Annotated in this window: 23 protein-coding genes; 14 read left to right on the plus strand and 9 right to left on the minus strand. The window is 69.6% G+C overall.

The annotated features are described in order from the left end of the window. Positions 1 to 73 precede the first annotated feature (73 nt). Positions 74 to 913: a TauD/TfdA family dioxygenase gene (locus ACWCQ1_RS18280; protein ID WP_358593470.1), complete on the plus strand. Its 840-nt coding sequence runs from the start codon at positions 74 to 76 to the stop codon at positions 911 to 913. A gap of 43 nt (positions 914 to 956) precedes the next feature. Here ACWCQ1_RS18280 and ACWCQ1_RS18285 read toward each other — a convergent pair whose 3' ends face one another. Further along, entirely contained in the window at positions 957 to 1,562 is a 606-nt protein-coding gene (locus ACWCQ1_RS18285) for a TetR family transcriptional regulator (RefSeq protein WP_133041159.1), read from the minus strand. Positions 1,563 to 2,086: 524 nt separating this feature from the next. Here ACWCQ1_RS18285 and ACWCQ1_RS18290 point away from each other — a divergent pair. The 10 genes from ACWCQ1_RS18290 (at position 2,087) to ACWCQ1_RS18335 (ending at position 11,936) form a co-directional block, all read left to right on the plus strand. Beyond that, a complete protein-coding gene (locus tag ACWCQ1_RS18290) occupies positions 2,087 to 3,127 on the plus strand; it encodes a Rieske 2Fe-2S domain-containing protein (RefSeq protein WP_451026890.1) in 1,041 nt (346 codons plus the stop codon). 9 nt (positions 3,128 to 3,136) lie between these two features. Further along, complete coding sequence (locus ACWCQ1_RS18295) at positions 3,137 to 4,198, plus strand: PDR/VanB family oxidoreductase (protein ID WP_451026891.1); 1,062 nt, start codon at positions 3,137 to 3,139, stop codon at positions 4,196 to 4,198. 132 nt (positions 4,199 to 4,330) lie between these two features. Continuing rightward, the gene (locus tag ACWCQ1_RS18300; RefSeq protein WP_133041156.1) at positions 4,331 to 5,431 is read left to right on the plus strand and encodes an ABC transporter substrate-binding protein; all 1,101 of its coding nucleotides are present in this window, start codon (positions 4,331 to 4,333) and stop codon (positions 5,429 to 5,431) included. Positions 5,432 to 5,511: 80 nt separating this feature from the next. After that, positions 5,512 to 6,384 (plus strand): ABC transporter ATP-binding protein, encoded by an 873-nt coding sequence (locus ACWCQ1_RS18305; RefSeq protein ID WP_133041155.1) that lies wholly within the window; start codon positions 5,512 to 5,514, stop codon positions 6,382 to 6,384. Next, positions 6,381 to 7,160, plus strand: coding sequence for an ABC transporter permease (locus ACWCQ1_RS18310; RefSeq protein ID WP_133041154.1), 780 nt, complete (start codon positions 6,381 to 6,383; stop codon positions 7,158 to 7,160). Before ACWCQ1_RS18305 ends, ACWCQ1_RS18310 begins: the two co-directional genes overlap by 4 nt. After that, positions 7,157 to 8,002, plus strand: coding sequence for an ABC transporter permease (locus tag ACWCQ1_RS18315; RefSeq protein ID WP_358593468.1), 846 nt, complete (start codon positions 7,157 to 7,159; stop codon positions 8,000 to 8,002). Before ACWCQ1_RS18310 ends, ACWCQ1_RS18315 begins: the two co-directional genes overlap by 4 nt. 31 nt (positions 8,003 to 8,033) lie before the next feature. Further along, entirely contained in the window at positions 8,034 to 8,648 is a 615-nt protein-coding gene (locus ACWCQ1_RS18320; RefSeq protein ID WP_451026892.1) for a nucleoside deaminase, read from the plus strand. 327 nt (positions 8,649 to 8,975) lie between these two features. Continuing rightward, positions 8,976 to 11,087, plus strand: coding sequence for a LamG-like jellyroll fold domain-containing protein (locus ACWCQ1_RS18325; RefSeq protein ID WP_451026893.1), 2,112 nt, complete (start codon positions 8,976 to 8,978; stop codon positions 11,085 to 11,087). A 175-nt stretch (positions 11,088 to 11,262) separates the two neighbouring features. Further along, positions 11,263 to 11,526: a type II toxin-antitoxin system VapB family antitoxin gene (locus ACWCQ1_RS18330; RefSeq protein WP_451026894.1), complete on the plus strand. Its 264-nt coding sequence runs from the start codon at positions 11,263 to 11,265 to the stop codon at positions 11,524 to 11,526. Continuing rightward, positions 11,523 to 11,936 (plus strand): PIN domain-containing protein, encoded by a 414-nt coding sequence (locus tag ACWCQ1_RS18335; RefSeq protein WP_451026895.1) that lies wholly within the window; start codon positions 11,523 to 11,525, stop codon positions 11,934 to 11,936. Before ACWCQ1_RS18330 ends, ACWCQ1_RS18335 begins: the two co-directional genes overlap by 4 nt. Before the next feature lie 434 nt (positions 11,937 to 12,370). Here the strand turns inward: ACWCQ1_RS18335 and ACWCQ1_RS18340 are convergent, their stop codons facing one another. Then, complete coding sequence (locus ACWCQ1_RS18340; RefSeq protein ID WP_451026896.1) at positions 12,371 to 13,063, minus strand: response regulator; 693 nt, start codon at positions 13,061 to 13,063, stop codon at positions 12,371 to 12,373. Continuing rightward, positions 13,060 to 14,709, minus strand: coding sequence for an ATP-binding protein (locus ACWCQ1_RS18345; protein WP_451026897.1), 1,650 nt, complete (start codon positions 14,707 to 14,709; stop codon positions 13,060 to 13,062). The genes ACWCQ1_RS18340 and ACWCQ1_RS18345 overlap by 4 nt, the downstream gene beginning before the upstream one ends. Positions 14,710 to 14,807: 98 nt before the next feature. Here ACWCQ1_RS18345 and ACWCQ1_RS18350 point away from each other — a divergent pair, with 98 nt between their 5' ends. The 3 genes from ACWCQ1_RS18350 to ACWCQ1_RS18360 all read left to right on the plus strand — a co-directional run bounded on the left by ACWCQ1_RS18350 (position 14,808) and on the right by ACWCQ1_RS18360 (position 17,700). Next, a complete protein-coding gene (locus tag ACWCQ1_RS18350) occupies positions 14,808 to 15,794 on the plus strand; it encodes a Bug family tripartite tricarboxylate transporter substrate binding protein (RefSeq protein ID WP_451026898.1) in 987 nt (328 codons plus the stop codon). Positions 15,795 to 15,896: 102 nt separating this feature from the next. Next, the gene (locus tag ACWCQ1_RS18355) at positions 15,897 to 17,342 is read left to right on the plus strand and encodes a GntP family permease (RefSeq protein ID WP_451026899.1); all 1,446 of its coding nucleotides are present in this window, start codon (positions 15,897 to 15,899) and stop codon (positions 17,340 to 17,342) included. A 214-nt stretch (positions 17,343 to 17,556) separates the two neighbouring features. Next, the gene (locus ACWCQ1_RS18360) at positions 17,557 to 17,700 is read left to right on the plus strand and encodes a barstar family protein (protein WP_451026900.1); all 144 of its coding nucleotides are present in this window, start codon (positions 17,557 to 17,559) and stop codon (positions 17,698 to 17,700) included. Between the two features lie 227 nt (positions 17,701 to 17,927). Here ACWCQ1_RS18360 and ACWCQ1_RS18365 read toward each other — a convergent pair whose 3' ends face one another. The 6 genes from ACWCQ1_RS18365 to ACWCQ1_RS18390 form a co-directional block, all read right to left on the minus strand. Next, the gene (locus ACWCQ1_RS18365; protein WP_390667784.1) at positions 17,928 to 18,590 is read right to left on the minus strand and encodes a response regulator; all 663 of its coding nucleotides are present in this window, start codon (positions 18,588 to 18,590) and stop codon (positions 17,928 to 17,930) included. Continuing rightward, entirely contained in the window at positions 18,587 to 19,780 is a 1,194-nt protein-coding gene (locus ACWCQ1_RS18370; RefSeq protein WP_451026901.1) for a sensor histidine kinase, read from the minus strand. Before ACWCQ1_RS18370 ends, ACWCQ1_RS18365 begins: the two co-directional genes overlap by 4 nt. Before the next feature lie 1,073 nt (positions 19,781 to 20,853). Further along, a complete protein-coding gene (locus ACWCQ1_RS18375; protein ID WP_451026902.1) occupies positions 20,854 to 21,072 on the minus strand; it encodes an NAD-binding protein in 219 nt (72 codons plus the stop codon). Beyond that, positions 20,985 to 21,170: an NAD(P)-binding domain-containing protein gene (locus ACWCQ1_RS18380; RefSeq protein ID WP_358593684.1), complete on the minus strand. Its 186-nt coding sequence runs from the start codon at positions 21,168 to 21,170 to the stop codon at positions 20,985 to 20,987. Before ACWCQ1_RS18380 ends, ACWCQ1_RS18375 begins: the two co-directional genes overlap by 88 nt. A 3-nt stretch (positions 21,171 to 21,173) precedes the next feature. Beyond that, positions 21,174 to 21,350 (minus strand): NAD(P)-binding domain-containing protein, encoded by a 177-nt coding sequence (locus ACWCQ1_RS18385; RefSeq protein WP_358593460.1) that lies wholly within the window; start codon positions 21,348 to 21,350, stop codon positions 21,174 to 21,176. Positions 21,351 to 21,430: 80 nt separating this feature from the next. Next, positions 21,431 to 24,157 carry an AAA family ATPase gene (locus tag ACWCQ1_RS18390; RefSeq protein ID WP_451026903.1) on the minus strand — a complete coding sequence of 909 codons (2,727 nt, stop codon included), beginning with the start codon at positions 24,155 to 24,157 and terminating at the stop codon, positions 21,431 to 21,433. Between the last annotated feature and the right edge of the window lie 177 nt (positions 24,158 to 24,334).

The following is a 24,334-nucleotide window of genomic DNA, read 5'->3' on the forward strand; positions in this document are numbered from 1 at the left end:
AAACATGGGGCTTCTACTCTGATTGAACCGGTTGGTTCAATCAGGCCTGGTTCCGCGGGCTTCAGGAGGCGCTGTGTCGGACGTCAGCTCCGCAAGTTTCATCCCGCGCAGAGTAACCGGCCCACAGGAGGCGGCAGAGGTGCTCGCCGCCGAGGGCGCGGCCATTGTGACCGGGCTGGCGGACGAGGAGAAGGCGGTCGCGATGGGCCGCGCGATCATGGGGGACCGCGCTGTGCGTTGCGGTACCCAGTTCGAGGCGACGAAGGAGAGCGCCCGGGTAGAGGCGATGAAGATGAAGGCACAGCCCGCCGACAGGCGCGGCCGCAAACGCGACGCCGCCCGCTCGACCGAGGAGCGGATGGTCGCCCACAATGACGGCTTCGCTTTCGGTGACTACGCCCCCGACCATCTGTTCCTGTGGTGCGAGCGGCCCGCGGCCAGCGGCGGCGACTCCTTCCTGATCGACACCTCCCGGCTGCTGGACCTGCTGGCCGCCGATCCCGCCAGCGCCGCGCTCGCCGATTTCTGCCGTACCGTCGACATCGACCACTCCGAGCCCAACTACCCGCAGGGCGGCTTTTCGCCGATCGTCCGGCAGACCCCGTCGGGCCGCTTCCAGGGCCGTCACCATCCCTATCTCGCGCCGGTCGAGGGCCCGTTGGAGCCGGAGCACTGGACGTATGTGCGCGCCTGGCAGGACGCGGTCGTCGCGGCCCGTGACAGCGGGCCGATGTTCCGGGTGGGCGCGGGTGACATGATCTGCATTGACAACTACCGGGTGCTGCACGGCAGGGACGGGTACAGCGACCCGCTGCGCAGGGTCTGTTCGATCTGGGGCTGGAGCCAGGACGCGGTCGCGATTCCGGACGGTCCGCTGGACATTGTCGTCCCCCGGATCCCGATGGCATCTTGAAAACTCCCTCATGCCAGGGAGATGTGACGGGGTATCAGGATTATCAGGATCTGGGAGCGGCGGCGGCCTTCGCCGCCCGTCGTGCGATCGACTCGGCGGCGGACGCGATCACCCGGTCGGTCCCGGCCCGGTCGCCCGAGGTGATCAGGTCCAGTTGCAGGCCGCGCCACAACGCGACCAGTTCCCGGGCAAGATCGTCCGCTGCGGCCTTCGGCACGCCCCCGCCGCCCAGTGATGCCGCAAGCTGTTCGCGCCACTCGCTGCCCACCGACCCCAGGAAGCTGTCGAACCGGCCGCGTCGATGCGCGGCCAGGCCCAGTACCTCGAAGAACGTCCGGTGGAACGGCAGGTTCTCGGCTGCCGCCACTGCGTCCCAGGCCGCGGTGATCCGCTCGCGCAGCGGGCGCAGCTGGTCGTCCATGATGACGAACGCCTCGCTGAGAATCGGGAAGCGCCCGCTCGCCTCGGCCAGCGCGGCCGTGATCAGCTCCTCCTTGGAGCCGAAGTAGTACAGCAGCATGCGATTGTTGGTGCCGATCGCGCTGCCGAGCTTGCGCAGGGTCATCTCGGCGACGCCGTGCTCCAGGACGTAGTCCGCGGTCAGCCCCAGCAGGCGACCACGTTCGGACAGGGCCGGGGTATCGGGCATGGCCAGCACATTACCCGCAGCTCAACGGGTGTCACCGAGCGGCTCGGGACCCGACGGGACACTCACCACAACCGTGTTTGGCTGTAGCCGTCCTGGCCGAGCATGCCAAACCCGGGCATGGAATCCGTAAGTAACAAACACGGAATGACAGGGCAATCTCGGTGCGTCAGTCTCGGCTTGGTCGTCCGGCGACAGACAGTCGGCACTGAGCACGGAGGGATGCGCGATGAGCTTTGTCAGCGCGTGCAGCACGGACCTCCGGTGCCGTGCCCATCAGTCGGCCTGGACACGCGGACGCGTGGCGCACGGTTCACATCCGGAGTCCGAGGGCTATCACGACTGACCTCATACCGATGACCGCCCCCGGTGCCCTGCCCGGTCCGCGGTCCACGGTGCCTCCACCCGGGATCGGCTCCTCACCGCACTCTCTCGCCTCGCACGTGTCCCACGCCGTCGTACTGGCGTGCGGGCCTCACAGGTGTCGTCCGGCCGTTCCCAGCCGCGCCACGCAGAAGGATTTTCGCATGACCACTGCTCCACCCCGGCCTGCTCTGCCCCGGGACTGCACGTTCGACGCCGACGACTGGGCGATCCTCGCCCAGCACTGGTACCCGGTCGCCCTGTCGAGCGAGATCGGCGACGCCCCGGCCGCCGTGCGCCTGCTCGACGAGACCCTGGTGGCCTACCGGGTGGACGGCAGCGTGGTCGTGGCCCACGACATCTGCCCGCACCGCGGGGTGCCGCTGAGCCTCGGCGGCGGCGACGGGAGTGGCATCACCTGCGCCTATCACGGGCTGCGCTTCGGCGAGGGCGGCCGGTGCGTGCAGGTGCCGGCCCATCCGGAGTCGAAGATCCCGTCCCGGCTGAACCTGCGGACCTACCCCGTCGTCGAGCGGTACGGGCTGGTGTGGACCTGCCTGCGCCCCGAGCCGGGCACGGCCCCGGTGATCCCGGCCATGGCCCACTGGGACGAGGCGGGCTTCCAGCGGATCAACTGCCCCTGGATCGACATCGCCGCGTTCGCCGGGCGCCAGGTCGAGGGCTTCCTCGACGTCGCCCACTTCGGCTTCGTCCACCTCGGCTCCTTCGGCGACCCCGACAACGTGGAGGTCCCCGACTACACCCCGGTACGTCACCAGTACGGCCACTCCGTCGACTACTGGAGCTCCGTCAGCAACTACCCGCACGGCACCAAGCAGGCCCCGCCCGGCTTCCGGTGGCTGCGCCGCTTCGACGTGCACCTGCCGTTCACGGCCACGCTCGTCGTGCACTTCCCCGACGGCGGGCTGCTCAGCATCATGAACGCCGCCTCCCCCGTCTCCGCCCGCCAGACCCGCATGTTCGCCCCCATCGCCCGCAACTTCGACACCGACCAACCCGTCCAGGCCGTATACGACTTCAACCGCACGGTCTTCGAGGAGGACCGCGCCATCGTCGAGGTCCAGAAACCCGAGAACCTCCCCCTCGACCCGAAACTCGAAGTGCACATCCCCGCCGACCGCAGTTCCATCGCCTACCGCCGCGGACTGCGCGACCTGGGCCTGAGCCACTTCTTCACCGCGTAGGGGCCCGCCGTGCAGACACTCGACGTCATCGTCCACACGATCTCCCTCGCCTCCGTCACCAGCCGCACCTACGAACTCCGGGCGGCGGACGGCGGGACCCTGCCGCCCTTCGAGGCCGGCGCCCACATCGACGTTCATCTCGGGCCCTCCCTCGTCCGTCAGTACTCCCTGTGCAACTCGCCCCAGGAAAAGGGCCGTTACCTGATCTGCGTACGGCGAGACGACGGCGGCCGGGGCGGCTCCCGCACCCTGCACCGCGACCTCACCGTGGGCCGACGGCTACGGATCTCGCCCCCGCGCAACCACTTCCCGCTCGTGGCGGCCGGGCATCACGTGCTCGTCGCGGGCGGTATCGGCATCACACCCCTGCTGTCGATGGCCGAAGCCCTGGCCGCGCGGGGAGCGTCGTTCGTCCTGCACCACTACACCTCCAGCGCGGCGGAGGCCCCCCTGCTGGAGCGGCTCCAGACCTCCGCTCTCGGTGAGCGGGCCGTGGTCCACCACAGCGACCAGGGGGACACCGTCCGGGCGGGGCTGCCCGCCGAACTGCGAGTCCCGGAACCGGACACGGCCGTCTATGTCTGCGGGCCCGACGGCTTCATGAACCACGTCGTGGCCGAGGCGACCGCCGCGGGCTGGCACCCCGGACAGCTTCACACCGAACGCTTCGCCCCGGCGGCTCGGCCATCCGCCGAAGCCGGAGCCGGAGCCGGAGCCGGAGCCGGGGACGGGGACGGAGCCGGAGCGAAAGTCGAAGACGGGGCGGGTGCCGGAGCCGGAGCCGGAGTGAAAGCCGGCGTCGCCACCGCGTTCACCGTACGGATCGCAAGCACCGGCACCGGCTATCGCGTACCCGCCGACCGCACCATCGCCGAGGTCCTCACCGCTCACGGCGTCGAGGTCGAGCTCTCCTGCGAGCAGGGAATCTGCGGCGCCTGCCTCACCCCCGTCCTGGCCGGCGAGCCCGACCACCGCGACGAGGTCCAGACCCCGGACGAGCGCGCGGCCGGCGACCGGATCACCATCTGCTGCTCCCGCGCCCGCAGCCCCGAACTCCTCCTCGGCCTCTGACCCGGGGTCTGTGATCCCAGGTCAGCCGCCCGACCGGAGACCGGCCCGGCACTGTCCGGGCCTCGCCCCATCCACATTCCTCATATCCGCAAGGAGCCGGTGCCGACCCGGCCAGTGAAAGGAAAGCGCGCCATGACCAGAAGCACGAACAGTGACGACAGAGCGTTCGCCACCGACCGCCGTCTCTTCCTCAGGCGGGGACTGCAACTGGGCGGTGCCGTGCTGCTCGGCGGCCCGCTGCTCGCCGCGTGCGGCGATTCGGACTCGTCGTCCTCCACCTCTCCCACGTCCTCCGGTTCCAAGAGCTTCGGTGAGCTGACGCTTCGGCTGTCCTGGATCAAGAACGTCGAGTTCGCGGGCAGCTACATAGCGGACACCAAGGGCTACTACACGGACGAGGGCTTCTCGAAGGTCACGCTGATCGGCGGCGGCCCGTCCGCGACCCCGATGGAGACGGACGTCGTCACCAAGAAGGCGCTCGTGGCGATCAGCGCCCCCGACATCACGGGCTCGGCCGTCGCCAAGGGCGCGCCACTGAAGATCATCGGCGCGCAGTACCAGAAGAACCCGTTCTGCATCATGTCGATGGCCAAGGCCCCGATCGCCAAGCCGGAGGACATGTACGGCAAGAAGATCGGAGTCCAGGCGGGCAACGAGTCCGTGTGGGCGGCGTACATCAAGGCGACCGGGCTCGACGAGTCGAAGATCACGAAGGTGCCGGTGCAGTTCGACCCGCTGCCCCTGACCCAGGGCACCGTGGACGGCTGGTTCTCCTTCGTGACGAACGAGCCGAACACGCTGCGTCTGAAGGGCTTCAAGGTCGCCACGATGCTGCTCGCCGACACCGGCTACCCGCTGGTCTCGGAGACGTACATCGTCCGCCAGGACACCATCGACAAGCAGCGCGAGCTGCTCAAGGCGTTCCTTCGCGCGGAGATCAAGGGCTGGAAGGCGAACATCGCCGACCCTGCGCTCGGCGCGAAGCTCGCGGCCGAGACGTACGGCAAGGGGCTCGGGCTGACGACCAAGGAGCAGACCCTCGAGTCCAAGGACGAGAGCGCGCTGATGGTGAGCGCCGGCACCAAGAAGAACGGCCTGTTCACGATCACGCCGGAGCTGGTCGAGGAGAACCTCAAGACGCTGAAGTACGGCGGCCTCGACCTCACCGCCGCCAAGCTCTTCGACCTCTCGGTCATCGAAGAGGTCTACAAGGAGGACCCCAGCCTCATCTGAGGCCCCGACGGTACCGGTGCGGCCCCGCCGGCCCGCCGGTACCGGTTTTCCCTACCCGCACCGCATACAGAGGTCATCTCATGAGTACCGCAGCAGCCGTTCCCGAAGCATCCGACGACTCCGGAGGGCCGGCCGACACCGGCACCGGGCTGTCCCTGCGCGGGCTGAGCAAGGAGTTCAAGCTCGGCCGACAGCGCGTACCCGCACTGGCCGGCGTCGATCTGGACACGGCCGAGGGCCAGTTCCTCGCGCTGCTGGGACCGTCGGGCTGCGGCAAGTCGACCGTTCTGCGGATCCTCGCCGGGCTCGACAGCCCCACCTCCGGTACGGCCCTCGTGCACGGCGAGGACCCGGAGGCGGCCCGCAAACGGCATCACCTCGGCATCGCCTTCCAGGACGCCGCGCTGCTGCCGTGGCGCTCGGTCGCCGCCAACATCCGGCTCCCGCTGGAGATCAGCGGCATCAAGGCCGACCCGGCGGCGATCTCCGACCTCATCAAGCTGGTCGGCCTCGAAGGCTTCGAGAAGGCCCGCCCCGCCCAGCTCTCCGGCGGCATGCGGCAACGCGTCGCCATCGCCCGCTCGCTGGTCGTCGACCCCAAGGTGCTGCTGCTGGACGAACCCTTCGGCGCGCTGGACGACATGACCCGCCAGCGGCTCAACCTCGAACTCCAGCGCATCTGGCAGGCCCGCGCGGTGACCACCCTGCTCGTCACGCACTCCATCAACGAGGCCGTGCTGCTGAGCGACACCGTCGCGGTCATGTCGCCCCGTCCGGGCCGGATCGTGGAGAAGGTCACCATCGACCTGCCCCGTCCCCGCACACCGGAGATGATGCGCTCGCCCGAATTCCACGCGTACGCCGACCAGTTGTCGGAGCTCCTGTTCGGCCGCGCCGACACGCCCGCCGACAGCGCCGCCGACGCTGTCGATCCCGTGGTGGAGGCGTCATGAGTGCGCGGCGTTCCGCCTGGACCGGCGGGGCCGTCGGCATCGCGGCTCTGATCGGGGCGTGGTCGCTGCTGTCCGCCACGGTCGTCGGCACCGGGGACGGCGTGCCCACCCCCTGGGCGGTCGTGGCGAGCGTGTTCGACGACGGCTGGACCTTTTACAGCCCGCATGTCGAGCAGACCCTCGGAGAGGCCCTGACCGGCTATCTCGTCGGCAACGGGCTGGCGCTGGGTCTGGCGGTACTGGTGCTGCTGGTGCCCGTGCTGGAGCGGGTGATCACGCAGATCGCTGTGGCCTCGTACTGCCTGCCCATCGTGGCGATCGGCCCGATCCTGTCCCTCGTCCTCGACGGGGACAAGCCGATGTCGGCGATGGCCGGGCTGTCGGTCTTCTTCACCACCCTCATCGGCGCACTGCTCGGGCTGCGCTCGGCCGACCCGGCCGCGCTCGACCTGGTACGCGCCTACGGCGGCGGCCGCTGGCAGCAGATGCTGCGGGTCCGCCTGATCGCCGCGCTGCCCAGCACGCTGGCCGCGCTCAAGATCGCCGGTCCGGCGGCGCTGCTCGGCGCGATCATCGGCGAGTACCTCGGCCGCGTCGACAGCGGCCTCGGTATCGCCATGACCATCGCCCAGCAGCAGCTCGACGTGCCCCGCACCTGGGGCATCGCCCTGGTCTCGGGCGCGGTGGCAGGCGTCGCGTACGGCGCGGTCGGGCTCATCGCCCGCTACGCCCTGCCGTGGTCGCGCACGACGACAGTGGAAGGCGGAGGCGCATGAGCACCGCGACGGAGACGGGGACCAGGACGGACGCGGCCCCCGTGCTGCGCTTCGCGGCCGGCGTGCTGCGCCCGCTGCTGAACGTGATCGTGACGATGACGGCCGTCGTCGTCCTGTGGATCGTCTTCCTTCGGGTCTACGACCTGGACCCGCTGGTGGCCAAGTCACCGGTCGACATCTTCCACTACCTGTTCACGGGCGCGGACGCGGGCGCCCACCGTTCCCTGGTCTCCTCCGGTCTGGGCCGCACGCTGCTGGACGCCGGGTCCGGCTTCGTCGCCGGGCTGGCGGCGGCGGTGGGCGTGGCGGTCGTCTTCGTCCTCCTCCGGAGCGTCGAACAGGCCCTGCTGCCGATGGCGGTCGTCGTACGCTCCGTGCCCTTGGTGGCGATGACCCCGCTCATCACGCTCGTCTTCGGCCGCGGTCTGCTGGCCACCACCGTCATCAGCGGCCTGGTCGTCTTCTTCCCCGCCCTGGTCACCATGACCTTCGGCCTGCGCTCCGCGTCCCGCCAGGCGGCCGACCTGTGCCGCGCGTACGGCGCCGGTGACTGGACCGTCGCCCGAAAGGTCATGCTGCCCAGCGCGGTCCCCGCGTTCTTCGCCAGCGCCCGCGTCGGTGTCCCCGGAGCCCTGATCGGCGCGCTGCTCGCCGAATGGCTCTCCACCGGGCAGGGGCTCGGCTACGCCATGCTCAAGGACTCCTCCACCTTCGACTACGACCACCTCTGGGCCTCGGTCGCGGTCCTCACCGCGGTGTCCGCGCTGGCGTACAACATCATCGCGGCCATCGAGACCGTCACCCTGGCCCGTTTCGCGCCCAACATCCGCCCGGGCACCTGATCCGTCCCGCCTGCAACTGGAGACCCGCGCCATGGACGCCTCCGCCTTCGCCACCACGTTCGGTGCCCAACTCCCCCCATGGGTGCTGACCGAACTGGCCGACGTGCCCGAGACCCTGCCCACCGACGAAGACCGGGTCCGTCTCACCAACCGTCTCGCCGAACGCAACCACCGCGAGGACACCGGCGGGCCGTTCGCCGCCCTCGTCGTGGAGACGGAGACCGGACGACTCGTGTCGGCCGGAGTCAACCTCGTCCTGACCTCAGGGCTCTCCTCCACCCACGCCGAGGTCGTCGCGATCTCCCTCGCGCAGACCCGTCTGGGAGCGTGGGACCTCGGCGCGCGTGGCGGTCCCGATCTCGAACTGGTCGTCAACTGGCGCCCTTGCGCCATGTGTTACGGCGCCGCGATGTGGTCCGGAGTCCGCCGTCTGGTCATCCCCGGCGAAGGCCCCGAGCTGGAACAGCTCACCGGCTTCGACGAAGGCCCCATGCGCGAGGACTGGGCCGCCCAGTTCGAGCAGCGCGGCATCCGGGTCGTGTCCGGCGTACTGCGTGACGAGGCGGTCGCGGTCTTCCGGTCGTACGGCGAACGCAAGGACGCCGTCGTCTACAACGCACGCGGATCCGTGACCATCACCTCGTAGCCGACCGGGCGGCGTCCCCGGCGGCCAGACCCTCCACGCACAGTGCCGCAGCACGTGCCGCCACCCCAGAAACGGCGGAGGAACCTGGGCTCGGCATGGTCCGGATGCGTGTCCGCCGTCCTCCGTGCAAGCGGCAGCCGCCCGGAGAGCACTCGCCTACACGGCCGAACCGGCCCTCCCCCGCCCGGCGTCATGCATGGAAAACCCCTCCGGTGCTGTCAGTGGCCCCTGTTAGCTTCGTGCACCTGTGTGATCCACAAGTCTCAAGCGCCGACAGGGGAGGGCCACTTGAACAGATTCAGATGGACGGGCCGACGGAGACGGACGGTGGTGGGGAGCTGTGCGGCGGCGCTGCTGGCCACGGCCGCCGGGACGGCGCACGCGGTGGACAACCTGCCGCCGAGGCAGCCGCTCGTCCAGGACCTCCGATCGGGAGGCAAAGCCTGCGCGACCGGCGAAGACACGCCGTACGTCTCGGCGCCGCCCAGGCTCAGCGCAGTGCTGTACGACCCCGAGGAGGACAACCAGCCCTCCGAGTCCAGCCCGGTCAGCGGCGAGTTCGAAGCCTGGTGGACGGACGCGGCAGGGACGGAGCAGCGGCGCACCTACACCACCATCACCCTGTCGTCGGGATCCAGTCAGTACTGGAGCGTGCCGAACGACATCCCGGCGAACACCGTCATCTCCTGGCATGTCCGCGCGAACGACGGCGAGTCGACCTCCGCATGGAGCGACGAGGGCGACGGCTCGGTCTGCTCGTTCGTGTACGACGACACGAGTCCGGAGAAGGCCACGATCACCTCTCCCGACTACCCCGAGCCCAAGGACGTGTTCTGGGTGGACGGAGTGGGCGTCTACGGCCACTTCACCGTCGACTCGCCCTCCGACGACGTGGTGTCGTACACGTACGGCTTCCTGGGCGGCCCCTACGGAACCGTCTCCGCGGAGCGGCCGGGCGCGGCCGTGACCATCCCGTACCTGCCGCTCACTTCAGGACCCAAGTCGCTGACGGTCCGCGCGATCGACCGGTCGGGCCGCAGCAGCGGAGAGTCGCGTTACGACTTCAACGTGAAGGACGGCCGTGCTCCCGTCGCCCGCTGGAGGCTGGACGACCCGGCGGGCTCCCGCTCGGCCGCCGCCGAGACCGGCACCGCCGCCCGTGCCGGGAGCGGCGTGACCTTCGGCGGCCCGGCGCCCGTGGGAACCGCGACCACCGCCACGGTCAGCCTCGACGGCAGCGGCCACGGTTTCCTCACCCCGGATGCCCCGGCGGCCGACATCCGCAAGACGTTCGCGGTGAGCGCGTGGGTACGGCCCGCCGAGACCGACCGGAACATGACCGTCGCCAGCCAGGACGCCGACGGGGCGCCCGGCTTCAACCTCGGTCTGCACCGTCAGGACTCGGGGCTCGCCTGGTCGTTCGCGATCGGCGGCGCGCGGGTGTCCGGCGGTGCCCCCGAGACCGGCGAGTGGACGCATCTGCTGGGGCTCTACGACGCCGAGACCGGAAAGGCGCTGCTGTACGTCAACGGCCACGAGGCCGGGACCGCGGCCGACGCCACTCCCGCCGAGGCGGCCGGCGCCTTCCAGATCGGGCGCGCCCGCGGGGCTGCCGGCTATCGGGACCGGTGGCACGGGGACATCGGTGACGTACAGGTTCACGACCGGGTCGTGGTGCCGGACGAGGCGGCCGATCTGGCGTACCGCAAGCCCAAGCTGCTCGGCCACTGGTCGCTGGAGAACGCGACGGACGGTGTGAGCCCCGAGCAGACGGACGGCGCGCCGCTGCGGCTCGGCACGGGCGCCTCGATCTACCGGGGCTCCGACGATTCTTGTATCCCGGACATCGACCCCGACTGCACCTATGTACCGCCGCCACTCGTCGGCGAGGGACATCTCCGTCTGGACGGCGAGAGCGGGTACGCCGCTGCCGACGGGCCCGTCGTGGACACCGGGGACAGCTTCACCCTCGGCGTCGTCGTACGCCTCGCGGACTCCGAGCCCGCCCACCCGATGACCGTGCTCTCGCAGGCCGGTGAACACACCGACGCCTTCAAGGTGCGTTACGAGCCGTCCACGCACACCTGGCAACTGGTGATGCCGGAGAAGGACGAGGCCGGAGCCCCCGAGAGAGTGGTGTCCCGGATCGCGGGCGCGGACGGTGGTGAGGGCCAGGGCCATCGCCTCGCCGTGGTCTACGACGACGCCACCGACACGATCAAGCTCTACCTCGACGGCTACACCAACGCCGACGCGACCACGACCCTCCCCGATGGCTGGCCCAGCACCGGCGCCCTCCAGATCGGCCGGGCCGAGGTGGGTCACGGCTGGGGCGAGTACCTCCATGGCGACGTGGACGAGGTACAGGCCTACTCGGGTGCGCTGAGGGACAAGGACATCATCGCCCTGGGACGGAGCACGAACCCGTGCCTGTGCTGACCCCTGCTCTCTGACCTCCCCCGCGGCCCGCCCGAACCCAGGTTCCGGCGGGCCGTCATCGCGTGCCACATGTCGCTTCGACTCAACTTGGCACTTCATGCCATAAGTTTGAGTATACAAAAGATCTTGTATCTTGATACGCTCCGCTTGATACATTCGAGCGGAGGAGGCCACCATGAGTCGGACGGTCATCGATCTCGACGACGAGGCACTGGAAGAAGCAGCCAAAGAACTCGGCACCACCACCAAACGCGACACCATCAACACCGCGCTGCGGGAAGTCACGGCCCGCTACCGGCGTTTGCGAGCACTCGACGAGGCCCGCGAACTGGTGGCCGAGGGCGCCCTGGACATCGGTCTACTGCTGGACAAGAGCGCATACCGCCCCACGAGCGCGGGCGCGGCGGACGATGACCGCGGCACCGGAGCGCACGAGTGACAGTCGCCGACTACCTCATCGACACCTCCGCCCTCGGCCGCGTCCTGCTCCGCCAGAACACGGCCGAATGGGACGACAGGATCGCTGCCGGCCTCGTCGCGATCTGCGACCTCACCGAACTGGAAGTCCTCTACTCGGCCCGTTCGGCCCCGGACCGCGCCCGCTTGAAGTCCGCGCTCGACGCCCATTACGCCTGGTGCCCCATGCCCGACGGTGTCTACCGCCGTTCCCGCATCATCCAGGAACAGTTGACCGCCAAGGGAGAACACCGCAGCGCGGGTCCCGTGGACCTCCTCGTGGCCGCAGCCGCCGAGGAAGCCGGACTCACCCTCCTCCACCACGACCGCGACTTCGACACCATCGCCCGCACGACAGGGCAGCCGGTCCGCACGATCGACCTCAGGCAGTAGAACTCCGCGGTACCGTGGCTCAAAGTCCTTGCTCCGCACACCCGCTGAGACGTTTCCGCGGGGTCACAGACCTGCACTGGTGGGGCGGGTGGGACTCGAACCCACGGCCGACGGATTATGAGTCCTTTGAGGATCTTGGCGGCCCTTGTCGATCAATGCCAATCTTGGCCGTTTTCCCAGCTCAGGAGCGGTTTGACACCTCACCCCTTCTCAGTCCTTGTCGGTCTTTTCCGATCCTTGTGTCCAACCTGCGTCCAGAACGCGTCCTGGAAGGACGAACCCAACCAGCTTCCGCGCCTCGAAACTCGCCCGCAGCGGATTCACCTTCCAGCGCGCAGAGGCTCCGCCTCGGAACTCGGGGCGGAGTCTGATTCGAAAATCCCCCTACGTCGCACTTCAGATCGATTCCGATGATGGGAGGGACACTCTCTTTCTCACCCTCGCCAGCCATAGCGCCGCTCGGGCCGGCCGGCCGCGCCGTAGCGCAGGGCGACGGCCGCCGTGCCGGTGGTGTGGAAGTGCTCCAGGTAACGGCGGGCGCTGACACGGGAGATACCGGTGGCGGCCGCGCATTCGGCGGCCGACAGGGTGCCGTCCGCATCGCGAAGCGTGCGTTGGACGAGGTCGGCGGTCTCCACGCTCAGGCCCTTCGGGAGTCCGGCGACAGCAACGGGGACAGACCCTGCGGACAGAGCCCGGTCGATGTCGGCCTGGCCGCGCACCACCGTGGTGAGAAGCCGGCCGCGCCGTGCGGCGTACCGGTCCAGGCGGGGCTTCAGGTCCTCATAGTCGAAGGGTTTGAGGAGGTAGTCCACGACACCGTGGCGGACCGCGCCGCGCACGGTGTCGGCCTCGCGCGCGGCACTGATGACCATGATGTCGCAGTCGTGTCCCGCGGTGCGCAGCCGCGGGATGACGTCCAGGCCGAAGACATCGGGGAGATAAAGATCGAGGAGAACGAGATCCGGGCGCAGTTCGTCGACTGCGGTGATGGCCTGCTCACCCGTGCCCGCGGTGCCGACGACCCTGAACGCAGGCACCCGCTCGACGAAGGTGCGGTGGACCCGAGCCACCATGAAGTCGTCGTCGACGACGAGAACGTCGATCGTGCCGGAGGTGTCCGTCAACGTGCTGCTCCTTCCTCGATCGCTTCCGTTGAGTGGCTCACGGACATGCGCGCGGTGAACCGGGCGCCTTCGGCGGTGTTGGTCACCCTGATCTCCCCGCCCCGTCGTTCACAGACGAGCTGGGTGAGTGCAAGGCCGATGCCCCGCTCGCCCTCCGCGGCGGCCTTGGTGGTGAAACCGTGGTGGAAGACCTCCTGGGCGAGTTCGGGAGCCACGCCCGGGCCCGAGTCGCACACCACGATCTCCACGCTGGACGCGTCCTGCCGGAGTTCGACCTCGATCCAGGGTTCCCGGTCGTCGAGGTCGCTTCCAGCTGCGGCGTCGATGGCGTTGTCGACCAGGTTGCCGACCACGGTCGCCACGTCGGCGGCGTCCTCCGAGGCGAGCCGGCCGAGGGAGGTGACGTCCGAGATCTTCAGGGTGATCCTGCGTTCGGCCGCGAGGGAGTCCTTCGCCATGAGGAGGGCGGCGATGGCGGGATCGTGGATGCGGCGGCCGATGGTCATGTCCAGGGACTGGCGGCGCCGGGTGAGCGCACGGACGTAGCGTACGACCTCGTCCTGCTCGCCGATCTGGATGAGTCCGGAGATGGTGTGCAGCTGGTTGGCGAACTCGTGTGTCTGGGCCCGTAGCAGCTCGGACGTGCTGCGGAAGGAGCCGATCTCGCGTTCCAGCCGGGCCAGTTCGGTGCGGTCCCGCAGCGTGGTGACCGAGCCGAGCAGGCGGTCGTTCTTCGTGACGGTCATCCTGTTCATCACCAGCACGCGACCGTGCCGGATGACCACTTCGTCGGGCCCGTGCTCCGCTTCGGGCCGGGTGCCGGTGAGTACGTCGTGAAGACGGCCGTCGATGCCGAGCTCGCCCAGCGTACGGCCCACGCACTCCTCGGGCAGGTCCAGCAGGTGTCTGCCCACCTCGTTCACCAGGGTGAGGCGCTGCTGGGGATCCAGGGCGACCACGCCCTCGGCGATCCCGTACAGCATGGCCTCGCGGTGTTCGGCGAGCCCGGTGATCTCTCGCGGCTCCAGACCGAGCGTCTGCCGTTTGACCCGTCGGGCCAGCAGCCAGGAGCCGGCGAGGCCCAGCCCGCTGGCGATGCCCAGGTAGGCGAGGAGATAGGAAGAAGCACCGCTGAGCCGCTGCCACACCGTCGGGGACGCCTCCCCGATCATGACGGTGCCCAGGGTGCGCCCCAGGTCCCCGCTCGCCGCGCCGAGCACCGGCACCTGCGCCACCAGTTCGCGGCTGCCGTCCCAGGTGAGCGAGCCGGACCAGCCCCGTCCGCGGGCCACCCCCGGTCCGAGCCGCAGCCGGTCACCGATGACCGTCGGGTTGGTCGAACTGACGATGCGACCGGAGGAGTCGGCGATCGTCACGGAGGTGATCCCGGACTGCACCAGCGTGGAGTGCGTCAGCGGGGCCAGCGTCTCCTCCGGCGCCGGACGCGGGAGCTGGCCCCGCACCAGTGGATTGGCGGCCAACTGCTCGGCCAGCGCACTCACGCGGCGGCCCTCGACCCGGCTGAACGTGGCCTCCGACTGGGCGAGCGAGAGCGCCGCGACCGCCAGCAGCACGACCACGACGATGGCGAGCTGCAGCGCCAGCATCTCGCCCGCGAGGGTATGACGCCGAAAACTGGTGACCACAACGAACTCAATCTCTACTGCTGACACAAACTGGGCGGCTCGCACCACGGGCCGCACAATCATGACGTCCATCGCGACGGCTGCGGAAGAGAGGTGCCATGAGAGGTCGCTCGCACGCCCTTCGCGGCGCCCTCCTCGCGCTGTCACTGTTTCTCGTCGCCGGGTGCCAGGTGCTGCCCGACGGGGAAGGGGCCGACACCGGGCTGCGGATCATGGTTCCGAACACCCCCGGTGGCGGCTACGACACCACGGCCCGGACAGTGGCCCGCGTGCTGCAGGAGACCGGTGTGGACTCCGGCGTGCAGGTCTTCAACCTGCCGGGAGCAGGCGGCACGGTCGGCCTGCAGCGCATCGTGAACGAGCGGGGCAACGGCAAGCTCGTCCTGCAGATGGGTCTCGGAGTGATCGGTGCGTCGCACGTGGCACACGCGAAGGCGTCCGTCATCGAGACCACTCCGCTGGCCCGGCTGGTCGAGGAGGCTGGCGCGGTGGTCGTGCGCCGTGACTCGCCCTACCGGTCGATCGACGACCTGATCGCCGCCTGGAAAAGGAACCCCGCGCGCTTGAAGGTCGGGGGCGGATCCTCACTTGGGGGGCCGGACCACCTGCTGGCCATGGAGTTGGCCAAGGCCGTCGCTATCGGCCCGCACCGGGTCGGCTACGTCGCCTATGGCGGCGGTGGCGGCGACCTGCTGCCCGCTCTCCTCGACGGCAAGGTCGACTTCGCCACCACCGGGTTCGGCGAGTTCCTCGACCAGATCGACGCCAGTCAGCTCAGGGTCCTGGCGGTGACCAGCCCACGACCGATCGACGCACTGCCCGGAGTACCGACCCTCAGGGCGTCCGGCATCGACCTGGTCTTCAGCAACTGGCGGGGAGTCGTGGCGCCGCCCGGCATCAAAGGCGCCGACCGGAAGCGGTGGATCGAAGCGCTGACGGCGATGCACCGGTCCCGGCAATGGAAAGCGGAACTCCGCCGCCATGGCTGGACCGACGCATTCACCACCGGCGACGCCTTCGCCGCGTACCTGTCCGAACAGGACACATCTGTGGCCCGTCTCGTCAGGGATCTCGGACTGGACTGACCGGGCTACCGCCCGCCCCTCCTGACACCAGCCGCACAAACACCCTTCCGCGCTGCGGCTCACTTCGCCATGCCCATCACCTGTCCCTCGAAAGGCACCCGCATGACCACGCACACCTGGTGGTTGCTGCTCATCCTCACCATCGCGATCACGGCCCTGATCTACCTCATCAACTCCCGCTTGCGCATCCATCCGTTCGTCGCGCTCATCGTCGTCGCTGTCGGCACCGGCCTCGCCGCCGGTGAGCCCGCCGCCAAACTGGTGGAGTCCCTTGAGGACGGTGCCGGCGGCACCCTCGGGGACGTGGGCATCACACTGGCCCTGGGCGCCATGCTCGGGCGCCTGCTGTCCGACTCGGGCGCCACCGACGCCCTCGCCCACGCCCTGATCGACCGCTCCAGTACCCAAAGGCTGCCTTGGCTGGTCACGGCCGCGGCGTTCGTGATCGGCATCCCGATGTTCTTCGAGGTCGGCCTGATCGTGCTGCTGCCGCTGATCTTCAGCGTGGCGCGCCGGCTGGAGGCCCAGGGCGGCACGAAGGGCTCCCCCTACGTCCTGCTCGGCGTACCGGCCATCGCCGCGCTGTCCACCCTGCACGGCATGCTGCCGCCGCACCCGGGGCCGCTCACCGCCATGACCGGTCTCCACGCCGACCTGGGCCTCACCATGGTCGTCGGCTTCGTCTGCGCCGTCCCCACCGTGATCCTGGCCGGCCCCGTCTACGCCCGGTGGATCGCGCCGCGCCTTGCCGAGGTCCGCCCGGACGAGGCTCTTGTCGAGCAGTTCACGGGTGCGTCGCAGTCCGTCCGAGACAAGTCGCCCGTCAGCGTGACGGCCGGCGCTCCGCATGCGTCATCGGCGGATACGGACGTCACCTCCCGTTCCCGGATACCAACCGGGCTGGCCATCACCGCGGTGCTCGTCCCTGTCGCCCTCATGCTGCTGCGTACCCTCGCCGAAACGGTGCTCGACGAGACGAGCACCGTGAGTTCCGCGCTGACCTTCCTGGGCGAACCCGTCGTGGCGATGCTCGCCGGGCTGCTCTTCGCTCTCGGCGTGACCACTCTGGGCACGGGCCGCTCCGGCGAGGAGGTCCGCGCATCCCTGACGGACAGCCTGAAGTCCATCGCCGCCATCCTGCTCATCATCGGTGGCGGTGGTGCGTTCAAGCAGGTTCTCCAGGACTCCGGCATCGGCGACGCGATCGCCTCCGCCGCCGAGGGGGCGCATCTGAACGTCATCGTGCTGGGCTGGCTGATCGCACTCCTGCTGTCGCTGACCACCGGTTCCGCCACCGTCGGCATCGTCTCCGCCACCGGCATCATCGCCCCCATGGTCAGCGGAGGCGGCCTGGAGGCATCGCTGCTCGTGGTGGCCATCGGGGCAGGCTCCCTCGGGCTGAACTACGTGAACCACGCCGGCTTCTGGCTGGTCAAGGAATCCTTCGGCATGGATCTCACCCAAGCCACCAAGACGCAGACGGTGGTGCAGACCCTGGTCAGCGTGCTGGGTTTGGGCATGGCCCTCCTGTTGTCCGTCTTTGCGTAGGAAGTGGACCGACCCGCGCCGCATCGGCCCACTGGGTCAGTGCGCCACGTAGCGAGGAGGGCGGTGCCGGACCATGACAGTCCGGCACCGCCCTCCCACCGAACCTGTCAACGTTCACGCGGCAGGTCGAGCACCGCTCGATAGATGAGCAACGTGGCTCCGGAGCATCGCAGTTGAGCCGTCCGACGCCTTGATCAACGGATCGAGGACCCGAATGGGCGCCCGGCTCGGATCCCCGGACTGGTTCGGCCACCACTGGGACGCCTTCGTCGACTGCCTGCGCACGGTGGCGGACGACGCGGACCACGACCTGACGGTCGTCGTCCGAGAGGCCGGCGAGTTGCTCACCGACGAGTAGCCGGGCGTGCTGGGAATGTTTCTGGCCGTCCTGAGTCAGGTGAGGGATCGGCCCGGCACGGCACCTGGCTCGTCATTGCTCGTGGCCGACACTTCCGACCGTCTGTCCGGTCTGGCACGACGCATGACAGGGGCCGGCTGCTCCGTGGATCTCGACGGCGTCCGGAGTGCTTCTGCGTCCTGCTGATCAGCACGGCCACGGAGCTGCACGCGGTATCCCCCGAACGGTCAGCCCACGTCCAGTTCGAGCAGTCCTAGCCGCACAGCCTCACTGACCGTGCCGGCCCGGTTCTCGGTGCCGAGCTTGCGATAGATCCTGACCAGGTGGGTCTTGACCGTGGCTTCCGTGACGAACAGGGCCGAGGCGATGGCCCGGTTGCTGAGCCCCTCGGCGAGCAGTCGAACGACCTCGGACTCACGATCGGTGAACACGGGCCCCGGTTCGGCGGGCCGACCCACGAGGCGAGCCGCCGCCTCGGGGGCCAAGCCCATGCCGCCGGCAGCTGCGGCGCGCACGGCACGGAACAGCTCCTCGGGCGGGCCGGCCTTGAGGATGTAGCCCCGGGCGCCTGCCTCGACGGCGCGGACGACATCGCCACGGCCGCTGTAGCTGGTCAGCACGACGACATGGACGCCCGGTGCGGCGGCGGTGATACGGCGTGTCGCCTCGATCCCGCTGAAGCCGTCGTCCGACGTTGCGCCGTCCGACAGCCGCAGGTCCATGAGCACCACGTCGGGCCGCAGTCGCTGGGCCAGCCGTACGGCCTCCCTGCCATCGCCCGTCTCGGCTATCACATCGAGGCCTGGCTCGCCCTCCAAAAGAGCACGCAGACCGGCTCGTACAACGGTGTGGTCGTCGACGATCAGCACCCGCAGCGTCTTCTCGGTCACGAGGCGCCGACCAGGTCGCGGTCGGCCACCGGCAGTACGGCCCGGACGCTGGTGCCGTAGCCCGGGGTGCTGTCGACGGTGAGCGTGCCGCCGAGGGAGCTCAGGCGTTCCCTGGCGGCGACCAGTCCGAACCCCCGGTTCGGGCTTACGGGTTGAGCGATCCGTTGGTCGAAGCCCCGTCCGTTGTCACGGACTTCGACAGCCGCCCAGCCGTCCCCGTGGGTGAGAGTGACATGGACGTGGGTCGCCCGGGCGTGTTCGCGGGCATTGGCGAGCAGGCCCTGAGCCACGCGCAGCAGCGTCACGGCACGTTCGGTGGGTAGGAGGTGAGGTGCTCCTTCCGCACGAAAGGCGACGTGCGGTGCGGTGGTGGCGGACTGCAGGCGGGTGCACAGCCCGCGCAGGGCGGTTTCCAGGTCGTCCCGCTCCAGGGCGGGCGGTGTGAGGTCTCTGATGATGCTCCGGGTCTCCTCCAGGTGCGCGCCGAGGGCCTGGGAGACAGCACGCACCTGGCGCAGGGCGGCGTCCGGGTTGCGCTGCCAGTCCCGTTCGGCGGCCTGAAGGAGCATGCGGCTGCCCGCGAGTTCCTGAGCGAGGGTGTCGTGCAGGTCCCGGGCGATTCGCGCCCGCTCGGCGAGCCGTCCGGCCTCACGCTGACGGTTCGCCAACTCACCGCGTGTGGACTCCAGTTGGCTGTTCAAACGTTGCTGGGAACGGTAGAGGACGACGGTGGCGCCAAGGGCGGCGAGCGGGGGCCCCAGCACATCGGCGTCGACGCCGCCGATCCGTACCAGCGAGGCGAGCAGCCCGGCCGTGATCGCGCCCACCGTCGCGACCGTCACCCCGCGCCCGGGCATCCGCAGTGCCAGCACCGCCAGCGGAACAGCGAGCCATGTGTAGGCGAAGGCGAGTGGTACCGGGATCTCCCAGGAGGTCCAGGCCCACAGAAGTACCAGCGTCCACAGCCAGACCGGCCGTCCCGCGGCACCGAAACGGTCCCAGCGGGCCGGCCCGGCCATGTAGAGCAGGCCGAGGGCGGCGGTAGCCGGTGCGACCCTCCAGCACAACTCGCTGTTCAGCTCGACGAGCCGCACGAGAGTGCCCGCGACCGTAAGCAGGAAGACCAGGTGCGCGAAGTGCCGCACGGTCGGGAACTGCCGTCGCTGAGCGACGGGATGGGAAGGGGACACACGGGCTCCCTGCGGCGGGCCGAACGCAGTCGACAACGATGCCAGGAGTGACCTGGTGAAATGGCCAAGATGAGCATGGATCGACAAGGCGATGCTCAGCCTGCCTGCCCCTGCTCCGTGCCGGTCGTCGGCGGGACCACTCGGAGGTTCACGTCGGGCTGGACCCACGACAGGTCTGCACCCTCGGGGCCCTCGAGATCGACGGCGGCGTGCCAGACGGGGGCAGTTCGGAGAACTCTCCGAACGGCGGCCGGTGCATCCGGACCACCCGGGCCGGCGGAGACCCGGCATCCACCGGGCCGTCCACCGGAAGCACCGCATCGCCGGGGAAGACGCTCCGCCCCACACTGACGCAGCGGGCGTGACAGATCACCTTGTTCGCCGACGGCCGCTCGTACACGATCTCCACTTGCAGACGCCCCTCAGGCTCGGTGCCAGTCACTCTCTGGATGCCTCCATCTGGGCCACTCGGAGGTTGGCCATGGGCTGCACCCAGGACAGGTCCGTGCCCTCGGGAGCCTCGAGCTCGATCACGGCGCTCCAGCCAGGGGTCAGTTCGGTGAACTCCCCGTACGGCTGTCGGTGTGTCCGGAGCACCCGGGCCGGGGAGGCCCCGGCATCCGGTGGGCTGTTCTCCGGAAGCACTGAATCGCCGGGGAAGACGCTCCGCCCCAGACCGATGCAGCGGGCGTGACAGGACACCCTGTTCGCCGAGGGCCGCTCGTCCTTTGAGGATCTTGACGGTCCTTGCCGATCAACGCTCATCCTTGACGTTTTCGCAGGTCAGATACGGTTATCCATGTTGGGGCCAGTCAGCCCTTGTCAGTCTGTTCCTGTCCTTGCGGCCTCAACTCGGCCTCAATGAGGCCCGACAGGATCGTGCTCCAGAGACGGAGGACGATCCTGCCAGCTCATGGACGGGGGCTGAACCCGCGCGCAGCCGAGTCCCTTACCGATACGCAAAGTCCCGGCTTCCCGGCTTGCCGCTCCAGCGTCGAGGTCACCGCCCAGCCGTGCAGGAGTTCACGGTCGGACGGGTCGTTCCTCCCTGTGCGCGATGGCCTCGATGTAGATCATTGATACCGGCGCAAGGTCAGCGGCACTGGAGGCGCTGCCGAGCTGAGCACGTCGACCAGCCGTGCCGGATTCATGCCCAGCTGGGCGGCCAGGTCGACGATCTCAGCGATCGCGGCCTGGTTCATCATCAGCAGCGCGTTGTTGAACAGCTTCGCGGTCTGTCCTGCACCCGCCTCGCCCAGGTGGACGACGTGGCGGGAGAACGACGCGAACACCGGCTCGCACGTTCTCCCACCGGCTGCGGTCCGCCGACCATGGTGGTCAGCCGCCGCTCCTCGGCAGCGGGACGGCCTCCGCTGACTGGTGCGTCCAGGACCTACACGCCGGCCGCCGCACAGATCCTGGTGAGTTCCAGGGCGTTTGCGGGGATGCCGGTGCCGTGGTTGACCACGACCGAACCGGGCCGCAGGCCGTCGGGAGGTCCACCGGTGACCAGGTGCAGGACGTCGTCGGTGCTGACGCACAGAGCGACGATGTCGGACGCGGCGGCCATCTCCTGGACAGTGTGGTGAGGGGCGTGCGGCACACCGCGCAGGCCGTCCGACGAGTTCTTCCGTGTACGGGCCGGCGATCTCAGATCTGGGCGCCGGCGCCCGACAGGGTGCCTTCGACCACGTCGCGGAGCTGTGACCGGGCGGTGATGCCCAGTTTGGGGAACACCCGGTAGAGGTGGGAACCGACCGTGCGCGGCGAGAGGAAGAGTTTCTCTCCGATCTCACGGTTCGTCAGGCCGCGGGCCGCGAGCTGGACGATCTGCTGCTGCTGGGGGCTGAGTTCGGTGAAGGCGCTGGGTACTACGCTGTCGGCGGCCTCGATGCCCGCGGCTCGTAGTTCTGCCTTCGCCCGCTCGATCCATGGGCGCGCGCCGAGCCGTTGGAAAGTGTCGAGTGCCGCGGTCAGCAGCGGGCGAGCCTCGGCGATACGACGTTGCCTCCTGAGCCACTCACCGTAGTCCAGCCGTGTCTGCGCCCGCTCGAACGGCCACTGCTCGCCCGCGTCGTCCGCCAGTGCGGACTGGAAGTACGGTTCCGCGTGCTCCGGTTCAGCGAGCAGGGCGCGGCCTCGGTCGAGCAATGCGGTGATCCGTGCCGAGGCGCCCGTACCCAGACGCCGCGCCGACCGCTCCAGCAGTTCGGCGGCCTCCTCCTGCCTTCCTCGGCGGACGGCCGCCGCGGCGAGTTCGGCCAGGACGGTGTAGGAGACGTGATAGTGGACCGGATCGCCGTCGTCGGTGAAGGTGGAGCGGAACTGCGTGTACGCGGTGTCGTAGTCGCCCTCGGCCACTGCCGCCAGGCCAATGGCGCGATGTGCGAAGACCGCGACGGAGCGGCTTTCCAGCGGGTCGACGAGGACCAGCGCCTGCTCGGCCCGGTGTCGCGCGTCGGTCGGCTCGCCGAGCAGCGCGAGCACCGTCGCGTCGAGCGCACGCGCACACGCCTCGGCGTGGTCCAGCCCGGCCACTGACGCCACCACCGAGATCTCGGCGGCCACCGAGCGGGCCTCGGCCCACCGGCCCTGCTCCAGATAGGCCCAGCCGACGGCGCATGCCAGGCCGTCGGGCAGCGAGCCACGGGCCTGCCACCGGTCGGACGCCTCATCGAAGGTCCTGGCGGCCAGGGCGGTCTCGTCCAGGATCCAGGCCACGATGGCCAGCGCGGTCAGAGTGCCGGCGTCGTCCTTGGCCTCGGCGATCAGTGCGGGCAGCGCCGGGGCGAGAAAGGCTCGCGCGCCGTTGGGGTCGGAGACGGCCAGTACCCAGGCGCGCAGGGCGCCCCTGGCGGTGGAGTCCGGCATGGCGGTGAGCAGGTTCTCGATCTGTCGGTGCTGAGACTCCTCGCCCGAGTAGTAGCGGACCACTGCGGCCGCGGCGAGCGCGTCCAGCACGCGGGGCGAGTGGGCGGCTGCCGCCTCGTCCGCGATACGTCTCAGCAGGGCGAAGGCCGCCGCATGGTGCCGACGCAGGGTCATGAGCTGCCCGGCGGCCAGCGAGGCCCTGCTGATCAGTGCCGGGTCGTCACTCTGCTTGCGGACCTCGGCGGCCAAACGTTCCACCCAGCCGAGTTGACAGGTGAAGACGGCCATGACGGCGGCCTCGGTCAGCAGCCGCGCCTGGTCCGCGCGGCGCGGGCTCAGCTGTGCGGCGCGCTCCATAGCGGCGGCAGCGGCGGCATAGCCGCCCCGGCGCCGCGCTCGGTCGGCCGTCTGCTGCAGGGCGGCCGACACGTCTTCATCGGGACGCGTGGTCGCGGCGGCGAGGTGCCAGGCGCGGCGGTCGGGCTCCTCGCTCAGCAGCTGCGCGAGAGCGAGATGTGCTTGCCTGCGTTCCTCGAAGGACGCGCCATGGTAGATGGCCGAGCGGATGAGCGGGTGGCGGAAGGAGATCCGGGTGCCGTCCTGGCGTACGAGACTGGCCCGCTCCGCGGGTACCCACGCCTTGTCGTCGGCCTCGGGAAGGCCCCGAGATGCCGTCGGCGCGTCCGTCGCGTCAGCAGCCGCGAGCAGCAGCAGGAGATGGCGAGTTGCTTCCGGCAGGAACTCCGCGTGCTCCGCGAAGATCCGCTCCAATCGCTCGGTGACCGGTAGTGGGCCCTCCACGCGGCTGCCGTCGGGCTGCTGGGTCGCGGTGGCGCGGGCGAGTTCGACCAGGGCCAACGGATTTCCGGCCGCCTCCTGCAGGATTCGCATGCGGGTCCGGCCGGTGGGCGGTGTCGGCTGCTGGTCGAGCAGCCGGTTCGCCGCGTCGCTGCTCAGCGGACCGATCTCGAGGCGCTCGTATCCCTTGTCGAAGCCGGGCAACGCAGCCGCGGCGCGCACTCCCACCAGCAGTGTGACGGGTTCGCTGTCCATGCGCCGGGCCACGAAGGAGAGAACGTCCAGCGATGCGCGGTCGATCCACTGGGCGTCATCGACCACCAGGAGCAGCGGCGCCGGTTCCGCCAGGTCCGAGAGCAGGGTGAGAACCGCCAGACCGACGAGCATGCCATCGGGGGCCTCGGTGCCTTCCTCCAGCCCCAGGACGGTCCGGAGCGCGGAGTGCTGCCGCGGCGGCAGGCCGTCCAGGTCGCCGAGCACCGGGCGGAGCATCTGATGGAGACCCGCGAATCCGAGGTGCGCCTCGGACTCGTTGCCAACCGCTCGCAGCACCCGCCCGCCCTCGCGCCGGGCGTGGTCGGCCACGAAGTCGAGCAGCACGCTCTTGCCGGCACCGGGGTCGCCCGTGAGGATCAACACCTCGCTGTGGGACCGGTCGGCGGCGACCCGCCGCATGATTTTCGCGGTCTCGGTTTCCCGGCCCACCATCGGCAGTTCAAGATCGCGTGCCGGGCCCTGGTTCCCTTGAGCCCTTCCACCACTTTCCACGGATGCTCCAGGAATTGAGACTGCTCAGATACTAAGCCCGGGAGTGCTTCGGTCCCGCCTGTGAGGGCACCACCTCGATCGCCTGCGCACGAGGGACTTCCCCCTGGACCACCCCAC

The sequence above is a fragment of the Streptomyces sp. NPDC002144 genome, from assembly GCF_053593695.1.